This window comes from Pseudoxanthomonas sp. UTMC 1351, from assembly GCF_040948865.1.
Classification (GTDB): Bacteria; Pseudomonadota; Gammaproteobacteria; order Xanthomonadales; family Xanthomonadaceae; genus Pseudoxanthomonas_A.
The window spans coordinates 98,684-117,865 of record NZ_JAVGJT010000014.1; the positions used below are offsets into that span (position 1 = coordinate 98,684).

General features: G+C 61.6%; 18 protein-coding genes. 10 read left to right on the forward strand and 8 right to left on the reverse strand.

Annotation, left to right across the window (positions count from 1 at the left end; all coding sequences use genetic code 11):
* Positions 1-140: 140 nt before the first annotated feature.
* Positions 141-971, reverse strand: coding sequence for a hypothetical protein (locus AB6O04_RS11545; protein WP_368564064.1), 831 nt, complete (start codon positions 969-971; stop codon positions 141-143).
* Between the two features lie 614 nt (positions 972-1,585).
* Between AB6O04_RS11545 and AB6O04_RS11550 the strand changes: the two genes are divergently transcribed.
* The 9 genes from AB6O04_RS11550 to AB6O04_RS11590 all read left to right on the forward strand — a co-directional run bounded on the left by AB6O04_RS11550 (position 1,586) and on the right by AB6O04_RS11590 (position 8,884).
* Entirely contained in the window at positions 1,586-1,954 is a 369-nt protein-coding gene (locus AB6O04_RS11550; RefSeq protein ID WP_368564065.1) for a hypothetical protein, read from the forward strand.
* A gap of 18 nt (positions 1,955-1,972) precedes the next feature.
* A complete protein-coding gene (atpB, locus tag AB6O04_RS11555; RefSeq protein WP_368564066.1) occupies positions 1,973-2,767 on the forward strand; it encodes a F0F1 ATP synthase subunit A in 795 nt (264 codons plus the stop codon).
* A 64-nt stretch (positions 2,768-2,831) separates the two neighbouring features.
* On the forward strand, positions 2,832-3,131 hold the full coding sequence (gene atpE, locus AB6O04_RS11560) for a F0F1 ATP synthase subunit C (RefSeq protein WP_368564067.1): 300 nt from the start codon (positions 2,832-2,834) through the stop codon (positions 3,129-3,131).
* Between the two features lie 100 nt (positions 3,132-3,231).
* On the forward strand, positions 3,232-3,702 hold the full coding sequence (locus AB6O04_RS11565) for a F0F1 ATP synthase subunit B (RefSeq protein ID WP_368564068.1): 471 nt from the start codon (positions 3,232-3,234) through the stop codon (positions 3,700-3,702).
* Positions 3,703-3,719: 17 nt separating this feature from the next.
* Positions 3,720-4,247: a F0F1 ATP synthase subunit delta gene (locus AB6O04_RS11570; RefSeq protein ID WP_368564069.1), complete on the forward strand. Its 528-nt coding sequence runs from the start codon at positions 3,720-3,722 to the stop codon at positions 4,245-4,247.
* A 47-nt stretch (positions 4,248-4,294) separates the two neighbouring features.
* Entirely contained in the window at positions 4,295-5,842 is a 1,548-nt protein-coding gene (gene atpA / locus AB6O04_RS11575; protein WP_368564070.1) for a F0F1 ATP synthase subunit alpha, read from the forward strand.
* A 109-nt stretch (positions 5,843-5,951) separates the two neighbouring features.
* Positions 5,952-6,815, forward strand: coding sequence for a F0F1 ATP synthase subunit gamma (gene atpG, locus AB6O04_RS11580; RefSeq protein ID WP_368564072.1), 864 nt, complete (start codon positions 5,952-5,954; stop codon positions 6,813-6,815).
* A gap of 104 nt (positions 6,816-6,919) precedes the next feature.
* The gene (atpD, locus tag AB6O04_RS11585; protein ID WP_368564073.1) at positions 6,920-8,326 is read left to right on the forward strand and encodes a F0F1 ATP synthase subunit beta; all 1,407 of its coding nucleotides are present in this window, start codon (positions 6,920-6,922) and stop codon (positions 8,324-8,326) included.
* Positions 8,327-8,458: 132 nt separating this feature from the next.
* Entirely contained in the window at positions 8,459-8,884 is a 426-nt protein-coding gene (locus AB6O04_RS11590; protein ID WP_368564075.1) for a F0F1 ATP synthase subunit epsilon, read from the forward strand.
* A 55-nt stretch (positions 8,885-8,939) separates the two neighbouring features.
* On the opposite strand, the gene AB6O04_RS11595 is transcribed toward AB6O04_RS11590, so the two are convergent.
* From AB6O04_RS11595 to AB6O04_RS11605, 3 genes are read right to left on the reverse strand one after another with little or no spacing between them, the layout of a single operon-like run.
* Complete coding sequence (locus AB6O04_RS11595; protein ID WP_368564076.1) at positions 8,940-9,932, reverse strand: glycosyltransferase family 2 protein; 993 nt, start codon at positions 9,930-9,932, stop codon at positions 8,940-8,942.
* A 3-nt stretch (positions 9,933-9,935) separates the two neighbouring features.
* Positions 9,936-10,316, reverse strand: a complete 381-nt coding sequence (locus AB6O04_RS11600) for a GtrA family protein (protein ID WP_368564077.1) — start codon at positions 10,314-10,316, stop codon at positions 9,936-9,938.
* Positions 10,313-12,343 (reverse strand): hypothetical protein, encoded by a 2,031-nt coding sequence (locus tag AB6O04_RS11605; RefSeq protein ID WP_368564078.1) that lies wholly within the window; start codon positions 12,341-12,343, stop codon positions 10,313-10,315. The genes AB6O04_RS11600 and AB6O04_RS11605 overlap by 4 nt, the downstream gene beginning before the upstream one ends.
* Positions 12,344-12,380: 37 nt before the next feature.
* Here AB6O04_RS11605 and glmU point away from each other — a divergent pair, with 37 nt between their 5' ends.
* On the forward strand, positions 12,381-13,745 hold the full coding sequence (gene glmU / locus AB6O04_RS11610; RefSeq protein WP_368564081.1) for a bifunctional UDP-N-acetylglucosamine diphosphorylase/glucosamine-1-phosphate N-acetyltransferase GlmU: 1,365 nt from the start codon (positions 12,381-12,383) through the stop codon (positions 13,743-13,745).
* Positions 13,746-13,940: 195 nt separating this feature from the next.
* Here the strand turns inward: glmU and AB6O04_RS11615 are convergent, their stop codons facing one another.
* From AB6O04_RS11615 to AB6O04_RS11630, 4 genes are all read right to left on the reverse strand, one after another.
* On the reverse strand, positions 13,941-15,275 hold the full coding sequence (locus AB6O04_RS11615) for a PAS domain-containing sensor histidine kinase (RefSeq protein ID WP_368564083.1): 1,335 nt from the start codon (positions 15,273-15,275) through the stop codon (positions 13,941-13,943).
* A complete protein-coding gene (locus AB6O04_RS11620) occupies positions 15,272-16,609 on the reverse strand; it encodes a sigma-54-dependent transcriptional regulator (RefSeq protein ID WP_368564085.1) in 1,338 nt (445 codons plus the stop codon). Before AB6O04_RS11620 ends, AB6O04_RS11615 begins: the two co-directional genes overlap by 4 nt.
* A gap of 2 nt (positions 16,610-16,611) precedes the next feature.
* A complete protein-coding gene (locus AB6O04_RS11625) occupies positions 16,612-17,832 on the reverse strand; it encodes an ABC transporter permease (protein ID WP_368564087.1) in 1,221 nt (406 codons plus the stop codon).
* Positions 17,833-17,900: 68 nt separating this feature from the next.
* A complete protein-coding gene (locus tag AB6O04_RS11630) occupies positions 17,901-19,133 on the reverse strand; it encodes an ABC transporter permease (protein WP_368564089.1) in 1,233 nt (410 codons plus the stop codon).
* Positions 19,134-19,182 lie beyond the last annotated feature (49 nt).

The window sequence follows — 19,182 nt, forward strand, 5'->3', positions numbered from 1 at the left end:
CCGAAACGGCTGATCAGCCAACCAGCGACAAGCACAAGGCGCTGGGTCCCGACGTACGCCGGGATGACGATGAATTTGGTTGGGGAGTGAACACGAGACTCTTTGGCTGTGCCCGTTGCCGTTCCGGGCTCTCCCTGGCATCAGAACGCCAAAGTCACGCCCGCGATAGGACCCTTGAATCGCTGATCCAATCCCAGCAATCCATCCCTGCCGCTTTTCTCAACATCCAGCTTGAACCAGTCGTAGCCGACAAATACGCCGAAAGTTTCGTTGAAGCGATATTCGGCCAGGGCATTGGCGCGGGTGACGCTGCCTTCGTAATCGCCGAAATCGCCCCAGTCCGTGTCCAGGTACTGGCCTTGTAAGTTGAACAGCCATTTCTCGCTGGGTGTGGCGGTCAAACGCAGCCCCACCACGGGTGCGTAGCCGTCGTCGCTGGAGCGCGCGCTGAAGCTGTCTTCACCGGCCTCGGCGTAGACCTCACCTTCCAGCTTGGCCCATTGGGCGCCTACCTGCAGTCCGACGTCAAAACTTGGCGTATCGACCACCGCATAGTCGTACATCAGACTGGCCAGGTGGAATTTCACCTCGCCCTTGGCGAAGCTGCCTGCCGGGATGGTGATGTCGTCGTAGGAAAGATCGCTGCCCAGTGTCGCCCGCCGGTCTTTGTCGTACTGGAAATAGTCGAATACCAAGCGATTGCGCGGACTGATGCGGAATACACCGTCGATGCGCGGCACCAGCTCATCGCCGCCAAAATCGAAGTCTTCCGAGAATCGGAAATCCTGATCCAAATAGCGGGTGGCGCCATTCAACTCGCCCTGCGCGCTTACGTTCATCGCGCCTAAGCGGAGCGTGAAACGATCGTCTTGTTGTTCTTGAGAATGCGCTGGTCCGGCGACGGTGGCGATGGCGATCAGCGCGAGGGGGATCAGTCCGCGAACGGGTAGGGCACGGCTCGATTTGATCATCGTAAGGTCACTCCTTTTTTGACGTGCGGCTTCCTGGCCCGCCTTACAGATGCGGCACTTCAAAACCGTTTGAGTGCCTTCCCTTTTCCTTTCCTCGCGGAAGGAGGCTGGAGAGGGAGATTGATCCGGTCGGTTCAACGGAACCGTTCCGACTCAGTAGCCGCGTGTGGGGGAGCGGGCCAGGAGTTAGGAAGCACCTTGTCGGCTGTCCGGTCGAGGGCCGGTGAAAAATCGGCTTGGAGCGGACCGTGCGTGTGGAATTGCCAACCGTGTCGCAAAGTGGGAGGCGTCCGCAAAAAAGAAGCCCCGGACGGCCGGGGCTTCGGTGAGGTCTGCAGAGCGGAGCATCGGACGAGGAAGTTTAAGCGGCAGACCTTGCAGTCACTGACCGGGTCATTTCGTCAAAGTTCCAGAAAATTTGCGATAAAAAAATGAACAGGGCGCGTGATGTAAGAACCGTGACGCCCGCCCGCGTGGGGGCGCAGGCGCGAAAGCGTCCCAGATCATGGACCGCACTTTTGCCGGTTGTCGGTCAAATTGGGCGCCTGCTATACTTTTGCGGCTCGGCGAGGCGCTTTCAGGCCTTGTACCCCGCCAATCCGTAGGGCTTTCACGTGCTTAATTCCGTCGCTGTGGGCCGGCGGCTAGCGTTGCGCGCCGTTGTCTACCAACTGGCAGCGGTACTGCTGGTCGCGCTGGTCTTCCTGATCTGGGGCCTTCCGCAGGCTCTGGCTGCGGCGGTCGGAGGGTTGGCGGTGGTGGCGGGTGGCCTGGCGGCAGCCAGGGTGGCTTTCGGTGGCGGCGTCGTGCCGGCCGGGGCGGCCATGCTGCGTTTGCTGGCCAGCGTTGTATTGAAGTGGGTCGTGGTGTTTGCGGTGCTGCTGCTAGGGATTGGGGTGTGCAAATTGGCGCCCCTGCCGTTGATGGCGGGCATGCTCACCGGATTGATAGCACAAATGCTGGCTGCGGCCAGGCGTCTCTAAAACGAATAAGGTCCAAACATGGCGGGCGAGGCACTGACTCCCACCGGTTACATCCAGCACCACCTTCAGAACCTGACTTTCCAGGTTCAGCAAGGTGGCTTCTGGACTATCCACGTGGACACCATCGTCACCTCCATCCTGATGGGCTTGGTGATGGTTTTCGCCTTCTGGATGGCGACACGCAAAGCCACCGCAGGCGTGCCCGGCAAGTGGCAGGCGTTCGTCGAGATCATGCTTGAATTCGTCGACAAGCAGGCCCGCGATACCTATCACGGCACCAGCAAGCTGGTCACGCCGATCGCGATCACGCTGTTCTTCTGGATCCTGCTGATGAATCTGCTGAAGATGATTCCAGCGGATTTCATCGCCAAGCCGCTCGAGTTGATGGGCGTGCACTATTGGAAGCCGGTACCCACCGCTGACGTCAACGCCACGCTGGGCATGTCCATCAGCGTGTTCTTCCTGATGCTGTTCTTCGCCCTGCGCTCCAAAGGCCTGGGCGGTTTCACCAAGGAATTCCTGACCGCGCCATTCGGCAAGTGGATGGTGCCTTTCAACCTCATCCTCAATATCGTCGAGTGGATCAGCAAGCCCATTTCGCTGGCGATGCGACTGTTCGGCAACATGTTCGGCGGCGAGATCGTCTTCCTGCTGATCTGGGTCCTGGGCGGCGCCGGCATCCTGGGCGCCTTGGCAGGCGGTGCGTTCGGCCTTGGCTGGATGCTGTTCCACCTGCTGGTCATTCCGCTGCAGGCTTTCATCTTCATGATGCTGTCCATCGTGTACCTGAGCCTGTCGGAAGACAGCCACTAAGTTTCAGTTTCACCTTCACCTAAGCGTTTCACTCACTTAAGCACTCATAGTTCCGGAGATAACCATGGAAACCATCCTGTCCAACCTCGCCCAGATTCAGGGTTCCACCGTCCTCGCCGTCGGCATCATGATCGGCCTGGCCGCTCTGGGCGCCGGCTTGGGTCTGGCCATCATGGCCGGCAAGTTCCTGGAGTCGGCTGCACGTCAGCCGGAACTGATCCCGGTACTGCAGGTCCGCATGTTCATCACCGCCGGCCTGATCGACGCGGCGTTCATCATCACCGTCGCTGTGGCCCTGTTGCTGGCGTTCGCCAACCCGCTGGCTGCTGCGTTCCTGGAGCAGGCGAAGGTCCTGGCCGGCTGATTTAGCGGAATTGCGGCGGACGGCCACCGGTCGTTCGCCGCGATGATGACGGGCGCGCACATCGGCGCGCCCGGCTTACACCACAGGCAGAGCGTATCCCATGAACATTGGTCTGACTCTTTTCGCCCAGGCGCTGGCGTTTGCCGGTCTGATCTGGATCATTGCGACAAAAATCTGGCCGCCCCTGTTGAGCGCCATCGAAGAGCGCCAGCAGAAAATCGCCGAAGGTCTGGCTGCCGCCGACCGTAGTCAGAAGGATCTGGCGCAGGCGCAGGAGAAGGTCAATGAGGCGCTCAAGGAAGCGCGTCTGAAGGCCAACGACATCATCGATCAGGCGCATGCCCGCGCCAACCAGATCGTCGATGCGGCCAAGAACGAAGCGATCGTCGAAGCCAACCGCCAGAAGGCGGCGGCCGAAGCCGAAATCGAAGCGGCGGCGACCCGTGCCCGCGAGGAACTGCGCAAGCAGGTGTCCATGCTGGCCGTAAGCGGCGCCGAGAAGCTGTTGAAGCGCGAGATCGATGCCAACGCCCACAAGGCGCTGCTCGACGAACTCGCTGCCGAAATCTGACCGGGACCCGCTGACCGATGAGCCAGGCTCTAACCGTCGCCCGCCCTTATGCTCGCGCTGCTTTTTCGGTAGCGCGCGAAGAAGGCAACTTCACCGTTTGGTCGGAGGCACTGGGATTCGCGGCGACCGCCGCTGTCGATCCGCGCCTGGCTGCGTTGCTGCCCAATCCGCAGTTGTCCCAAGCCGATGCGGTGGCATTGCTGGCACCGGAAGGCGCCAGCGAATCGTTCGTTCGTTTTCTGGCGTTGCTGGCGGACGGTCGCCGCTTGGCGCAGTTGCCGGAGATCGCCGGACTGTACGAAGAGTTGCGCGCTGAAGCCGAGCGCGTGGTCAAGGCCAGAGTCACTTCCGCCACTGCGTTGCCGGCTGGCGAAATCGACGTCATCAAGGCCGCACTGGAAAAACGCTTCGGTCGCCAGGTCGAGATCGCCACCGCGATCGACGAATCGCTGATCGGCGGTGCGGTGATCGATGCCGGCGATGTCGTCATCGATGGCTCGCTGAAAGGCAAGCTGACCCGCCTGCAGACCGCGCTTACGCACTGAATTCATTTAAACCGTGGCCGGCAACGGCTGCACAAGGGAACCAAGAAATGGCCACCACGCTCAACCCCTCCGAAATCAGCGAACTGATCAAGACCCGCATCGAGAAGGTCAAGCTGGCCGCCGAGTCGCGCAACGAAGGCACCGTGACCAGCGTGTCCGACGGTATCGTGCGCGTATTCGGTCTGGCCGACGTCATGCAGGGCGAAATGATCGAACTGCCGAACGACACCTACGCTCTGGCGCTGAACCTGGAGCGCGACTCCGTTGGTGCGGTGGTACTGGGCGACTACGAGCAGTTGCGCGAAGGCGACGTGGCCAAGACCACTGGCCGCATCCTGGAAGTGCCGGTCGGCCCCGAACTGCTGGGCCGCGTGGTGAATGCGCTGGGCGAGCCGATCGACGGCAAGGGCCCGATCGACGCCAAGCAGACTGCGCCGGTGGAACGCGTGGCGCCGGGCGTGATTTGGCGCAAATCGGTCGACCAGCCGGTGCAGACCGGTTACAAGTCGGTCGACGCCATGATCCCGATCGGTCGCGGCCAACGCGAACTGATCATCGGCGACCGCCAGACCGGCAAGACCGCGCTGGCCATCGACGCCATCATCAACCAGAAAGGCACCGGCATTAAGTGCGTGTACGTGGCGATCGGGCAGAAGGCCTCGTCCGTCGCGAACGTTGTGCGCCGGCTGGAAGAAAACGGCGCGCTGGCGCACACGATCGTGGTTGCCGCCACCGCGTCGGAATCGGCTGCGATGCAGTACATCAGCGCCTACTCCGGCTGCACCATGGGCGAATACTTCCTGGATCGCGGCGAAGACGCGCTGATCGTGTACGACGATCTGTCCAAGCAGGCCGTGGCCTACCGCCAGATCTCGCTGCTGTTGAAGCGCCCGCCGGGCCGCGAAGCCTATCCGGGCGACGTGTTCTACCTGCATAGCCGCCTGCTGGAGCGCGCCGCGCGCGTGTCCGAGGACTACGTGGAGAAATTCACCAACGGCCAGGTGAAGGGCAAGACCGGCTCGCTGACCGCACTGCCGATCATCGAAACCCAGGCCGGCGATGTATCCGCGTTCGTGCCGACCAACGTGATCTCGATCACCGACGGCCAGATCTTCTTGGAAACCGATCTGTTCAACGCCGGTATCCGTCCCGCCGTCAACGCGGGTATCTCGGTGTCGCGCGTCGGCGGTGCCGCGCAGACCAAGATCATCAAGAAACTGTCCGGCGGCATCCGCATCTCGCTGGCCCAGTACCGCGAGCTGGCCGCGTTTGCGCAGTTTGCCTCGGACCTGGATGAAGCCACCCGCAAGCAGCTGGAACGCGGTCAGCGCGTCACCGAGCTGATGAAGCAGAAGCAGTACAAGCCGATGTCCATCGCCGACCAGGCATTGTCGATCTACGCCGTCAACGAAGGCTATCTGGACGACGTGCCGGTGAACAAGGTCCTGGCGTTCGAAGAAGGCCTGCACGCCCACTTCGCCAATACCGCCGGCGACCTGATCAACACGATCAACGCCACCGGCAATTGGAACGACGATATCGAAGGTGCCTTCAAGAAGGGCATCTCCGAGTTCAAGCAGACGGGTACCTGGTAAGAGCCGGGAATAGAGAATCGGGAATAGGGAATCGTAAGAACGAAGAACCGGACGGCTTTGCCGATTCCCGGTTCTCCATTCCCGATTCCCGCGAGCAGAGCGAGCAGAGATGGCAGGCGGACGCGAAATCAAAACCAAGATCAAGAGCGTGCAGAACACTCGCAAGGTGACGCGCGCGCTCGAGATGGTCTCGGCCTCCAAGATCCGCAAGGCGCAGGAGCGGATGAAGACTTCGCGCCCTTACGCGCGGGCCATGAAACAGGTGATCGGTCATCTGGCCCAGGCCAATACCGACTATCAGCATCCTTTCATGGTCGAGCGCAAGGACGTCAAGCGCGTCGGTTATATCGTCATCTCTTCTGATCGCGGTTTGGCTGGCGGCTTGAACAACAACCTGTTCCGCAAGGCGCTGGGTGAAGTGCGTCAGTGGCAGGACAAAGGCGCCGAAGTCGATGTGGTGACGATCGGCCAGAAGGCATCGGTGTTCTTCCGCCGGATCAAGGTCGACATGCTGGGCAGCGTGTCGCACCTGGGCGACAACCCCAAGCTGGACCAGCTGATCGGTGTGATCAAGGTGATGCTGGATGCGTACACCGAAGGCAGGCTGGACCGCGTTTATCTGGTCTACAACGGCTTCGTCAACACCATGACGCAGAAAGCCAGCTTCGATCAGCTGCTGCCGTTGCCGGCCGCCGACACCCAGGTCGCCCACCACGACTGGGACTACATCTACGAACCCGATGCCGCGACCGTGCTGGATCACGTGATCACGCGCTACATCGAGTCACTGGTGTACCAAGCGGTGTTGGAAAACATCGCATCGGAACATGCCGCACGCATGGTGGCGATGAAGGCCGCCAGCGACAACGCCAACAAACTGATCGAAACACTGCAGCTGGTCTACAACAAAGCCCGCCAAGCGGCGATCACTCAGGAAATTTCCGAGATCGTCGGCGGTGCGGCAGCGGTTTAGCCAAATTCCTGTAGGAGCGGCGTGAGCCGCGGCCCTGCAATCCAAACAAGCGGTCGCGGCTCACGCCGCTCCTACAAACAGATTAGAGTTCAGAGGAAATCAACATGAGTCAGGGCAAGATCGTTCAGATCATCGGCGCAGTCGTCGACGTCGAATTCCCGCGTACCGAAGTGCCGAAGATCTACGACGCGTTGCAGGTGGAAAACACCGCCATCACGTTGGAAGTACAGCAGCAGCTCGGCGACGGCGTGGTGCGCACCATCGCCCTCGGTTCCACCGACGGTTTGAAGCGCAACTTGGTGGCCAACAACACCGGCCGCGCGATTTCCGTGCCGGTGGGCGCAGGCACGCTGGGCCGCATCATGGACGTGCTGGGTCGCCCGATCGACGAAGCCGGCGAAGTGCAGGCCACCGATCACTGGGAGATCCACCGCGCTGCACCGAGCTACGAAGATCAGTCCTCAACCAATGAGCTGCTGGAAACCGGCATCAAGGTGATCGACCTGATGTGTCCGTTCGCCAAGGGCGGCAAGGTCGGCCTGTTCGGCGGCGCCGGCGTCGGCAAGACCGTCAACATGATGGAACTGATCAACAACATCGCCAAGGCGCACAGCGGTCTGTCGGTGTTCGCCGGCGTGGGTGAGCGTACCCGTGAGGGCAACGACTTCTACCACGAGATGAAGGACTCCAACGTCCTCGACAAAGTGGCGATGGTGTACGGCCAGATGAACGAACCGCCGGGCAACCGTCTGCGCGTGGCGCTGACGGGTCTGACCATGGCCGAATACTTCCGCGACGAGAAAGACGCCTCCGGCAAGGGCAAGGACGTGCTGCTGTTCGTCGACAACATCTATCGCTACACGCTGGCCGGTACCGAAGTGTCGGCGTTGCTGGGCCGCATGCCGTCGGCGGTGGGTTATCAGCCGACGCTGGCCGAGGAAATGGGCGTGTTGCAGGAGCGCATCACCTCCACCAAGACCGGTTCGATCACCTCGATCCAGGCCGTGTACGTGCCCGCGGACGACCTGACCGACCCGTCGCCGGCCACCACGTTCGCCCACTTGGATGCGACCGTCGTGCTGAGCCGTAACATCGCTTCGCTGGGTATCTACCCGGCGGTGGATCCGCTGGACTCCACCAGCCGCCAGTTGGACCCGAACGTCATCGGCCACGAGCACTACGACACCGCGCGCCGCGTGCAGGCGACGCTGCAGAAGTACAAGGAACTGAAGGACATCATCGCCATCCTGGGTATGGATGAGTTGTCCGAAGAAGACAAGCAGTCCGTGTCGCGCGCCCGCAAGATCGAGCGCTTCTTCAGCCAGCCATTCCACGTGGCCGAAGTGTTCACCGGTTCGCCTGGTAAGTACGTCTCGCTGAAGGATACGATCCGCGGCTTCAAGGCGATCGTCGACGGCGAATACGACCACCTGCCGGAGCAGGCGTTCTACATGGTCGGCAGCATCGAAGAAGCCGTCGAGAAGGCCAAGAAGATGGCCGAGAAGGCGTAAGAAAAAAGCTGGAGCGGGAACAGGGATCGGGGAACAGGGAATGAAACTTTCCTGGTTCCGGGAACCATCAAACTGCGATGATTCCGCATTCCCTGTTCCCCGTTCCCCGTTCCCGCTTTTGAGAACCGAACCATGACAAGCACCATCCGTTGCGACATCGTCAGCGCCGAGCAGGAAATCTTCCATGGTGAAGCGATCCTGGTAGTCGCCACGGGCGAACTGGGCGAGCTGGGCATCGCGCCCAAGCACGCACCGCTGATCACCCGTTTGAAGCCGGGCAAGGTAGTGGTGACGCTGCCCAACGGCGAACAGCTGGACTTCGCGATCTCCGGCGGCATTCTGGAAGTGCAGCCGCAGGTCGTGACCGTGCTGGCCGACACGGCCATCCGCGCCCAGGACATCGACGAAGCTTCGGTCCGCAAGGCGAAAGAGGAAGCCGAGCGCGTCCTGTCTCACCGCGACCCGAAGATGAGCGCCGAAGAAGCCCAAGCCCAGCTTGCCATGAGCATCGCCCAGCTGAGCGCCCTGGAGCGTCTGCGGAAGAACTTGAAGCACTGAGTTCCGCGCTACATCGCAGCTGCATTAGAACGCCGGCCTCGCGCCGGCGTTCTGTTTAGTCCCGCTGCGAAGTCGGCGTTTGCCGGTCGCGCAGCATTGGGTGAACCGGGTGTCGTGGCTCGCTGGCGACATCGAAATTCAGCCACGACAACAACATCTGCATACCCAGGATGATCGGCAGCGCGGCCAGCATCACCGTGCCGGACGTGGCGGGAATCCCGCTTTCGGACGAGATGTGCCATTGCCACAGACCGAAGCCGCCGCCCGCAACCAGCAGAATCGAACCAAGCAGTAATTCGATACTGGCTACTGAGAATCCACGCAGGAAGTAGGTGTAGCAGATTCGTCGCAAGCCGTTCCGCAGATGTCCCAACAAGAAAGGCCAGAACACTTTCATTGGCTGCAGGCTGCTGGGCTCGTTCTCGTAGCGAGCTTTCATAGGAATATCGATCACCAGTGCACGCGCCTGATTGAGGTGATACAGCAAGTCCGACTCAAAGAAATAGCGGCGGGCCAACCGTTCCAGCTCCAACTCGGTGAGCAGCTCGCGACGGATCGCCGTGTAACCGTTGGTCGGGTCGGAAAGCTGCCAGTAGCCACTGGACAACTTGGAAAAAAACGATAGTCCGGCATTGCCAAGCAAACGGAGAGCGGGCATGCCTTGAGCGTAGCTGACGCGATGGAAGCGATTGCCTTTGGAGTAGTCGGCTTGCCCGGCCAGCAGCGGCCCCGCAATGCGGCCGATCTGTGCGGGGTCCATCTGGCCGTCACCATCCAGCTTGATGACCACCTCGGCAGGAGTGGCGAGCGCCCGCCGATATCCGGTTACTACCGCGCCACCCACACCGAGGTTGCCGGAATGGGTCAGCACGGTAACTCGGGGATCGGCACATTGCTCCTTCACCCAATCGCCGGTCTGTTCCGGGCAAGCATCGTCAATGACAAATATCCAGCCCACTTCGGGTCCGATCGCCCCAATGACTTGCAGAATCTGGGCGCGTACCCGATAGCATGGGACTACAACGGCAATGCGCGCGATGGTGGTCATAGTTCAGCGGTAGATCCAATGGCGTGAAATAAAAAAACTGGCAACTGCGAGAATGGCCTCGATCACCGGCTTGGCCAGCCAAGCCGCCTGAAGTGTGGCATGGCGCCCTATGGCGCCGATGGCCATCGTGCTGATCAGTGTCAGCGCCAGCCACGCAAGCAAGAAACGTAGCAGTTGCTTTCGTCCAAGGGCGACATCAGGGTTGGCGAAGGTAATTCGGCCGTTTAGCCAGAAGCCCAGCATCGCTCCACACACTCTTCCAACGATATTTGCCATTTCCAAATGCATGCCACTTTGGCTGAGCAGAACAGTGACTATCCAATCCACGATCCATTGCAGAAACCCCATCAGCAGAAAGGCTCTGCCCTGCTTCGCGATGCTCATCGCACAGGATTCTCCGGCCGGGTCGGCAGGCTCCACCACTCTGCGTCGCCTACCGACATCCTTTTGGTTGCTCTCAACGAGCGCAACGCTTCCGCTTGCGCCGGTGACAGCTTTTGTGGGTACAAGATCACTTCGTCTACGCCGTGCCGCCCCAGCAGCTCGACCCACGCAGAACCACTGATGTCGCGATCGGCGACGTCGGCATCGGTTTGCAATCCCGGGGCGTACCAGGCTGGGGACCGCCCCCTGGTACCGAGTTCAGCGAAATAGGGTTTGGAAAGTTCCAGTAGAAGCACGTTCCCACTTGCCGGAGCCTTATCCCGGATCGCGGCAGCCAACAGCCTTTCCGGCGCGTAGTGCTCGAGCAATGGCGAATCTTTTCCCAGGCTTTTCACGCTGGCCTTGAGCGCCCCAGTCCGCAGCATCCAATGGCTGTTGGACTGAAATAAAAAATTCAGCACGCATAAGCCAACTACCAACCAGGTGGAATATCGGGAAGACCGGTGGAATGCCGCGGCAACCAATGCGGGTGAAAGCAATACCAGGCCGGGATAGGCATAGCGAAGATACTGCATCTGCAACAACGGCAGCAGGAAAATGGCCGTGGCGATCACAGACAGTGCACGCGTATGCTTATAAAAAAGGCCGAGCAGCCATGCTCCCGCCAATGCGATGAGCAAGAAGCCACCACCACCGTCGTACGCTTCCAGATACCGATCAGTATCGAACGTCATGTCCCAAGGCAGTCGAAGGTTGAACCCGGCATGCCAGCGCGGATCGATCCTGTTGGTCAGGGGGAAGTAATCGGATTGGAACCAGCCGTTGAATAGCGGCAGCACCGGATTGCCTGAAACGGCCAACGCGTAGACGTAACTGGGCGCGGCGATGAAGGCGGCCATCACCATCACAATCAATATGCGTGGCACGGATGGCCAGGGGTGGCGAACCAATGCCCACAAAAGCAAAACGCCTGCCATCGCGGCAGCGGTAAGCTTCACCGCGATCAAAAGCCCGATCAGCATGGCCAAAGCCAGCCACCAACGCAGCTCCCGTGTCTTGGGGTCCATCACCATTGCCGCCGTCCAGGCCAACGCTGCCGCTGTGGGTAACTCGGTCTGCATGCCGCCGGCCAACGGAGCGGTAAGCGGTATGCTGGCGACCAGTGCGACTGAAAGCCAGCATGCAGCTGCCGGACTACCCATTCGAGATGCCAGCCGCCAAACACCCGCAGCGGTTGCCATCAGCCAAAAGGCATTGACCGCCCCTCTCGCCTCGGATCCTGATATGAGCTGCGGAATCGCATGCAACACGTCCGATGCCCAAGGAGCCAGCGCCCAGATCTGGAAGCGCGGATCCAGCGAATAGAAACCTTGGTCCTGCAGCTCCCAAGGCAGTCGCAAATGGTAGGCGAGATCGTCAAACTGCAAGGTGGGTAACCAGCAGGCAGTGCTGGCCAGCCCCAGCGCGGTCACCGCGAAACCAGCGGCGCGGGGCGCCAACGCAACAGCATCAGCCCATTGATGGCGCGCTGCGCGGAATGCTTGCTCCAGCGCCCTGTATCGGTATGCGATTGCGGCCACGCATACACACGCGTAGATCCAACCATGGTGCAGTGGCAGGGGCAGCAGCCAACCCACCACGGCAGAAAATAACGCGCCACCGAGCAGTCCCTGCAGTGCAACGTGCTCTCGCGGCAGAACCATCCCACCCACAGCCACAGCCGCGATAACGAATATCACGGTAGCCGATGTGGGCAGTAAACCAGCGAACCATAGAAGCGCAACGATCCAGAGCAGCGCCATGGAGCTGGCTAGGGACCAGCGCATCAGCTTGGCCACCAGCGCAGCGAATCCCAGCAGCACGCCTGCGATCAACAGAAGCTCGCCCGCGCGCCCGGAATGCCACTGTTCCCATGAGCGATGAATCACCAGTCCCGCTAACAATGCAGCGGCCCCCGACCAGAGCAGTATGGTGCGCGGGCCTATGTCCTGGGTCGATGTCTCTGCAGTTGCGGATTCGAACGTCATTTCAAATATCCTATCAGCACAGACCTAGGAGCCCGACATGGCAAATGCCCTACACGTGATCATCCTCGCCGCGGGCGAGGGTAAGCGAATGAAGTCTGCCTTGCCCAAGGTGCTGCAGCCTATCGCCGGCCGGCCAATGCTGGGCCATGTGATCGCCGCGGCGCGCGCGCTGAATCCGGCGGGTATCCATGTGGTCCATGGCCACGGCGGTGATCAGGTGCGGGCGGCGTTCGCGGGTCAGACCGATCTGCAATGGGCCGAGCAGGCTCAACAACTCGGCACGGGGCATGCGGTAGCGCAGGCGATGCCGCAGGTGCCGGATGCGGCTACCGTGCTGGTGCTGTACGGCGATGTGCCGCTGACCCGGACCGAGAGTCTGCAGCGCTTGCTGGATGTGCCTGGCCGCTTGGCGGTGCTGGCGGCGGAACCGGCAGACCCCAGTGGCTATGGCCGGATCGTCCGCAATTCCGAAGGCCGAGTCGCCGCCATCGTCGAGCACAAGGACGCCGACGATGAGCAGCGCCGCATCCGCACCATCAATACCGGCATCATCGCCGCGGAATCGACCGCGCTGCGCCGCTGGTTATCGGCGCTGTCCAACGACAACGCACAGGGCGAGTACTACCTCACCGACGTCTTCGCTTCAGCCGCTGAAGAATTCGCTCCGGCCGAGCTGGTCGTGATCGCCGACCCCATGGAAGCCGAAGGCGCCAATGATCCCTGGCAGCTGGCGCAACTGGAGCGCGCGTATCAACGCCAAGCCGCGCGCGAGCTATGCGCGCAGGGCGCACGCCTGCTGGACCCGGCGCGTTACGACCAGCGCGGCACGGTCACCGTGGGCCGCGACGTGCAGATCGATGTGGACGTGGTGCTGGAAGGCACGATTGAACTGGGCGATGGCGTCAGCATTGGTCCGTTCTCTCGCTTGAAGGACGTCAAGCTGGCGGCGGGCACGCAGGTACGTGCGCATTGCGACCTGGAAGGCGTGGTGACCGAAGGCGCCGCCCAGATCGGCCCCTACGCCAGGCTGCGTCCCGGCACTGTGCTTGCCGACGGCGTGCATATCGGCAACTTCGTCGAAACCAAGAAGGCCACGCTGGGCGTCGGCAGCAAGGCGAACCACCTGACCTATCTCGGCGATGCCGTGATCGGCAGCGGCGTCAACATCGGCGCCGGCACCATCACCTGCAACTACGACGGCGTGAACAAGTCGGTGACCACTATCGAGGACGGCGTGTTCGTCGGTTCCAACTCTGCGCTGGTAGCGCCGGTGACATTGGGAAGGAATGCGACGATCGGTGCGGGGTCGGTCATCACCAAGCATGCGCCGCCAGACGAGCTGACCATCGCGCGCGGGCGGCAGATGAGCGTTGAAGGTTGGCAGCGGCCGAAGAAGAAATAACGCGCAACGAAGAAGGCCGTTCAACGAACAAGACTTTTGTAGGAGCGCCGTCCTGGCGCGAGCTCTTCCCGTCAGATCGCGATAGAAACGAAGAGCTCGCGCCGAGACGGCGCTCCTACACCAACATCCGAAGCGAAGCCAAGATGGGCCTGCCGCGTGTCTTCAACGGAGGTCCGGCCGCGCCTACAGCGCACGCTACACATCGGCTTCCGGCAACTGGATCGCCACGCACAGGCCGCCGCCTTCGCGGTTATGCAGCGACAGCCGGCCGCCATGTGCTTCCACGATTTCGCGAGTCAGCGCCAGGCCCAGACCGGTACCATTGCGCTTGGTGGAATAGAACGGCACCAGCGCGTTCTGCAGCACGGCATCGTTCATGCCGCTGCCTCGGTCCATGACCTCGATACGCAGCCATCCCGGTAGCCGGGTCAGGCGAACACTGACGCCCTCGCTGCCAGAACCGGACTCGTGCGCGTTCTTCAACAGATTCAGCAACGCCTGTTCGATCTGCGACGGGTCGATGCGGCCTTCCAGCTCCGACGACGGCATTTCCAACTCGAAACCGATCTGACGTTGCAGGCTACTCAGGAACGCCATCCATTGGATAGTTTGCAATTGCGGTTGCGGCAGTTTGGCAAACCGCGCATAGCCGCGAATAAAACCTTCCAGGTGACGTGCGCGCTCTTCAATGGTGCCGAACACTTCCTCCAGCCGGTCATAACGGCCGCGCCGCACCAACTCTGCGCCGGAATGCGCCAGCGACGCTACCGGTGCCAGCGAGTTGTTCAACTCATGACTGATGACGCGGATGACCTTCTTCCACGTCTGCACTTCCTGGCGGCGCAGCTCGTTGGTCAGCAGGCGCAGCAGCAGCAGTTCGTGGTGGCGTCCGTTCAAACGGAACTGCCGCCGCGCCAGGTGGTAGACCTGCTCCTCTTCGTCTTCTTCCTCATTACCGACCGCGAACAAGCTATCGCCGCCACGCGCCATGGCTTCGCGCATCTCGACCGGTGCCTGCGCCAACAGCGTATCGAAATCCTGTCCTTCCAGCTTCCAGCCGCCGTGCAGCAGCTTGCGCGCAGCGATATTGGCGAACACCACCCGCCGCACGCCTTCACCGCTCGAGGAAATCAGCAGCATGGCTACCGGCGTGTTCTGCACCATCGCGTCCAGCAGCAATTCGCGATGGACAAGGCCCTGTCGCTGCTCGCGCAATACGTCGCCAAGCTCGCGGTGCGCCTGCACCAACTCGCCCAGTTCGCCCTGGCCGCGCCAATGGATGCCGAAGTTGTATTCGCCGTCGCGATAGCTGTTGACGCTGCCGGCAAGCGCACGGAAAAGCGACCGTGCGGGTGCCAGTGCACGATGGATCGTCCACATGGCGACTGGCAGCACGATCAAGGCTGAGATCAAAATCACCAGACGTATATCTGGAAGCCATTGGAACAGCAGCAACGGCAGCGCGACCGCCAGCAACAGCAGCGGCAGCAACCAGGTCAACAGGCGACCATTGAGCGAGCGGCGCATCATTCGCGTGGGATGCCGAACCGGTCCATGCGCCGGTATAACGCTTGGCGGCTCAGACCAAGTTCCGCCGCCGCCTGTGCAATGACGCCGCGGGCCCGAGCCAACGCCGCCTCAAGATCGGCACGGTCCGGCTCTTCCACGGTGGAGGATTTCGCTGGGACAGGCTTGGGCAGATTCAGATCAGACGCTTCAATGCGTTCGCCGGCGGCCAGCAAACCGGCGCGCTGGACCACATTGCGCAGCTCGCGCACATTGCCTGGCCATGCATGGCGAAGCAGCGCACTGCGCGCGCTTTCCGCGAATGTTTTGTCGTCGGGGCAGAAACGTTCGGCAAGCGGCAGGATATCGCCGGGCCGTTCCGCCAACGGCGGCAAATTCAGTTCGATCGCGTTGAGCCGGTAGTACAAATCCTCGCGGAACTGTCCCTCGCGGATCATGGCGGGCAGATCGGCATTGGTGGCGCTGATCACTCGCACAGTGACATGGCGTTCGCGGTTGGAACCCAACCGTTCGAAGCGCCCGGTTTCCAGCACCCGCAACAGTTTCATCTGCCCGGCCAGCGGCAGGTTGCCGATCTCATCGAGGAACAACGTGCCACCGTCCGCGGCTTCGAACTTGCCCTCGCGCGCTTTGTTGGCACCGGTATAGGCGCCTGCGTCGGCGCCGAACAGCTCGGCCTCGATCAGCTCGGAAGGCAGCGCGCCGCAGTTCAACGTCACGAACGGCCCCTGCTTCACACTGGAGTTGGCCTGGATGATCTCCGCGATCTTCTCCTTGCCGGCACCGTTGGGACCGGTGATCAGCACCGGCAAGTCGGAGCGCGCGACCTGGCAGGCCAGCGCGACGATGCGCTCGCTGGCCGGATCCTCGAATACCAGGTTGCGCAAATCGTAGCGCTGCGAAAGCTGATCGCGGCTGCGGCGCTCCCGGCTGCGGCGCCGATCCAGTTCGCTGCGCGCTTCGGCGAACTCCAAAAGATTATTGACTGTCGCCAACAGCTTGCGATCGTTCCATGGCTTGGCCACGTAATCGGCCGCGCCGGCCTTGATCAGGCCAACAGCATTTTCCAGGTGCGTCCATGCGGTCAGCAGAATCACCGGCAAGTCGGGATGGCGCGTGCGGATCGCCGCGAACAGCGCTTCGCCTTCGTCTCCGGAAGTGGTATCGGCGGTGAAGTTCATATCCTGGATCACCAGGTCCACGGGTTCATGTTGCAGCAGGGCCAGGCCGGCTTCCGGTGATTCGGCGCGTAGGGTAGCGATGTCGTGCAGCGAGAACAGGACTTCCAGCGCGGTGCTGACGGCGGGGTTGTCGTCGATAACAAGAATGGTCGGCATGGCTATAGCCTAACCGGCTTGCGGGTGACTCGGTAAGGCGAAACCCGCGCAGCGCGCCGCGCGGGCCAGGTGACGGCCAGTTGGGTGAAAAGTCCGATGGCCAGCACCGCCAGCGCCTGCCAGTAAGCCGGCATCGGCTCCGCCGTCCACGGCATGGGCATACGGTCGATGGCGAAGGGGAACAACAGCCAGCCAAGCGCAATACCACCGCCTGCCAACAGGAGATTCTCCAACCGCACGACCCGCACAATCTGCCTTTGCGTCGCGCCGACGGCGCGGTGCAAGCTGATGCGCAATGCGCTGTGCTGCACCCATAGATTGCCGGCCACGGCGATGCTCAGCAGGGTCAGCAGCCACCAGCCCGCGGCGCATGCGGCGATGGTCCAAGCCCATCGGCGGTCGTCCTGAAAGTAGGTGTGCCGCAGCTGCTCAAGCGTCACCGCCTTGGTCACGGCGCGTTCGGGGAACAGGCGGGCGAGGTAAGCCTGCACGGAGGCGGCCACTTCGGTACGCCGGTGCGCGTCGGCACGGACCATCAAGAACCAGCTTGCTGCATCCGTCGGCTTCAACGGAAGGACGAATGTGGCTGATTCCATCGCACGTCCGTGGCTCGCTTTTGGTTGCGGCAGCCGCTCGATGACGCCGACTATCCTTAGCCGTTGCGGCATGCCGTAGATGGGGCGATCCAAAGCGGACCCATCCGGATAGAGACGGTGCGCCAGCCCGGTGGTGACGAGTGCCGGAAGTTCCTTATGCACCATGTGTGTTGGCGAAGCAGGGATCATCGTGTACTCGGTGGGTTGGAACAAGCGCCCTTGTGATAGCCGCAAACCCAATGTCTGCGCCAATGAACCGCTGTCGAAGTAGACGTTCGCGACTAGATGCTCTTTGTCCATCTTGGGGTGGGACGACACCGCGGAACTCCAAGCGTTAGGCCCATACGGCGCTTGATTGCTCAGCGTCGCCTCGCGCACTCCAGGTATTTCCCGAAGGCGGTTCACCAGCTCATCGGGGTCGATGGGCGATGCGCCTTTCACCAGCGGATAGAACGCCAGCAGTTCAGCATCGGCGATGCCGCTAGGCACCGCGATTCTGGCTTGATAGCCAACACCCGCCTGCCACGCCAGACACAGCAGGACGAAGCCAATAGCGATCTCCACCACAAGTAATGTGGCGGTTCCCTTGTGGCGGCATAACACGAAAAAGGGTGAACGGAATCCCATGACCCACCCCATCAGGCCAAGAAGTCGCTGCCTTCCCGCACGCAGCGGGAAGGCACGAACAGAGATCGTCAGACGCTGCGAGTCGCCACCGCCGGCGGCACCGCTGCGGCACGAATAGCAGGACCCAATACGGAAGCCTGACCCAGCAACCACAACAGAACCGCGCCTACGGGCAGGTAGAAAAGCGGCAACCGGGGCAGCTCGTATTTGCCCATCAGCAACTGATTGATGCCGTAGGCCAGGGTCATGCCGATGACGATACCCAGTGTCGCCAACAGGAAGTTTTCGGTCTGGAAGTAACGCAGGATCTGACGCCGGGTGGCGCCCAGCGCCCGGCGTATGCCGATCTGCTTGGAACGCTGCTGCACCCAGAAACTGGCCAGCCCGACGATACCCAGCGCCGTAACGAAGAGCAGCAGCACGCAAACCGCGCCCAGCAACCAGGCCATCGAGCGTGGCGCCTGATAGAACTCGTGACGCAACTCCTCGAAGGTCTTGGTGTTTTCGTCAAGGATGATCCGGTTTGAACTGTTGGCGCGCAGCGTGGCCACCGCCGTCTTCAGGACCTCGTCGCGCCTGTCCGGGGCAGTGCGGATTACATAGTTGCCGCCGACGTTGTAGTGAGTCCTGACCGGGAAAATCGTCGAGTACTCGCGTGCGCTGGGCCCGCCCTGCATGCTGGGCCGCACCAGGTGTTCGACGACGCCAACGATGCGGATAGGCGCATCGCCCCAGCTATAGAACGACTTGCCCACTGCATCCTCACCCGGGAACAGCTTGTCCGCCATCTTGCGGGTGATGATGGCGGCAGGAATGTTGCCCGGCGAATCCGGTTTGTTCAGATCCTCGAACTCAATGAATTCGTCAGGCTCGAAAACGCGTCCGGCAACCAGCTTTAGTCCCAGGGTTTCGATGAACTGGTCTTCGGCCATGTAATTGGTCGCGCTGAGCGTGGACTGCTGTTGGTCCTGGCTCAGGCGAACGCCGCTGTTCCAGGACGAATTGACGAACGGCACCTGATTGATCACGGTCGCAGCGGTGACGCCAGGAATGCCGCGCAGCGCGGCCAGATCGGCCTTGGTCTGCGCCGCGGCGTTGTCATCGCTGCCGATGCCGGTGAGTTGCACACGGACCAGTTCTTTTTCGGCGATGCCGCTGACTTCGCGGACCTGCGTGATTCGCTCGCTGATCATGAACAAGGCATTGCAGATGATCGCGCAGGTCAGCGCGATCTCGACCACGATCAGCGCAGCGGCGGTCTTGTGGCGCATCAGCGTGGAGAGGATGGGGCGGAATTCCATGACGGTTCCTCGGTATTTGCGTCGCCCTCTCCCACGTGCGGGAGAAGGT

Excerpts from the sequence above, each read along its gene's own strand:
- atpA (WP_368564070.1), top strand. The coding sequence starts at position 4,295 with ATGGCCACCACGCTCAACCCCTCCGAAATCAGCGAACTGATCAAGACC.
- AB6O04_RS11605 (WP_368564078.1), bottom strand. The coding sequence starts at position 12,343 with ATGACGTTCGAATCCGCAACTGCAGAGACATCGACCCAGGACATAGGC.
- AB6O04_RS11545 (WP_368564064.1), bottom strand. The coding sequence starts at position 971 with ATGATCAAATCGAGCCGTGCCCTACCCGTTCGCGGACTGATCCCCCTC.
- atpD (WP_368564073.1), top strand. The coding sequence starts at position 6,920 with ATGAGTCAGGGCAAGATCGTTCAGATCATCGGCGCAGTCGTCGACGTC.
- atpE (WP_368564067.1), top strand. The coding sequence starts at position 2,832 with ATGGAAACCATCCTGTCCAACCTCGCCCAGATTCAGGGTTCCACCGTC.
- AB6O04_RS11620 (WP_368564085.1), bottom strand. The coding sequence starts at position 16,609 with ATGCCGACCATTCTTGTTATCGACGACAACCCCGCCGTCAGCACCGCG.
- glmU (WP_368564081.1), top strand. The coding sequence starts at position 12,381 with ATGGCAAATGCCCTACACGTGATCATCCTCGCCGCGGGCGAGGGTAAG.
- atpG (WP_368564072.1), top strand. The coding sequence starts at position 5,952 with ATGGCAGGCGGACGCGAAATCAAAACCAAGATCAAGAGCGTGCAGAAC.
- AB6O04_RS11615 (WP_368564083.1), bottom strand. The coding sequence starts at position 15,275 with ATGATGCGCCGCTCGCTCAATGGTCGCCTGTTGACCTGGTTGCTGCCG.
- AB6O04_RS11570 (WP_368564069.1), top strand. The coding sequence starts at position 3,720 with ATGAGCCAGGCTCTAACCGTCGCCCGCCCTTATGCTCGCGCTGCTTTT.
- AB6O04_RS11595 (WP_368564076.1), bottom strand. The coding sequence starts at position 9,932 with ATGACCACCATCGCGCGCATTGCCGTTGTAGTCCCATGCTATCGGGTA.
- AB6O04_RS11590 (WP_368564075.1), top strand. The coding sequence starts at position 8,459 with ATGACAAGCACCATCCGTTGCGACATCGTCAGCGCCGAGCAGGAAATC.
- AB6O04_RS11600 (WP_368564077.1), bottom strand. The coding sequence starts at position 10,316 with ATGAGCATCGCGAAGCAGGGCAGAGCCTTTCTGCTGATGGGGTTTCTG.
- atpB (WP_368564066.1), top strand. The coding sequence starts at position 1,973 with ATGGCGGGCGAGGCACTGACTCCCACCGGTTACATCCAGCACCACCTT.
- AB6O04_RS11630 (WP_368564089.1), bottom strand. The coding sequence starts at position 19,133 with ATGGAATTCCGCCCCATCCTCTCCACGCTGATGCGCCACAAGACCGCC.
- AB6O04_RS11565 (WP_368564068.1), top strand. The coding sequence starts at position 3,232 with ATGAACATTGGTCTGACTCTTTTCGCCCAGGCGCTGGCGTTTGCCGGT.
- AB6O04_RS11625 (WP_368564087.1), bottom strand. The coding sequence starts at position 17,832 with ATGGGATTCCGTTCACCCTTTTTCGTGTTATGCCGCCACAAGGGAACC.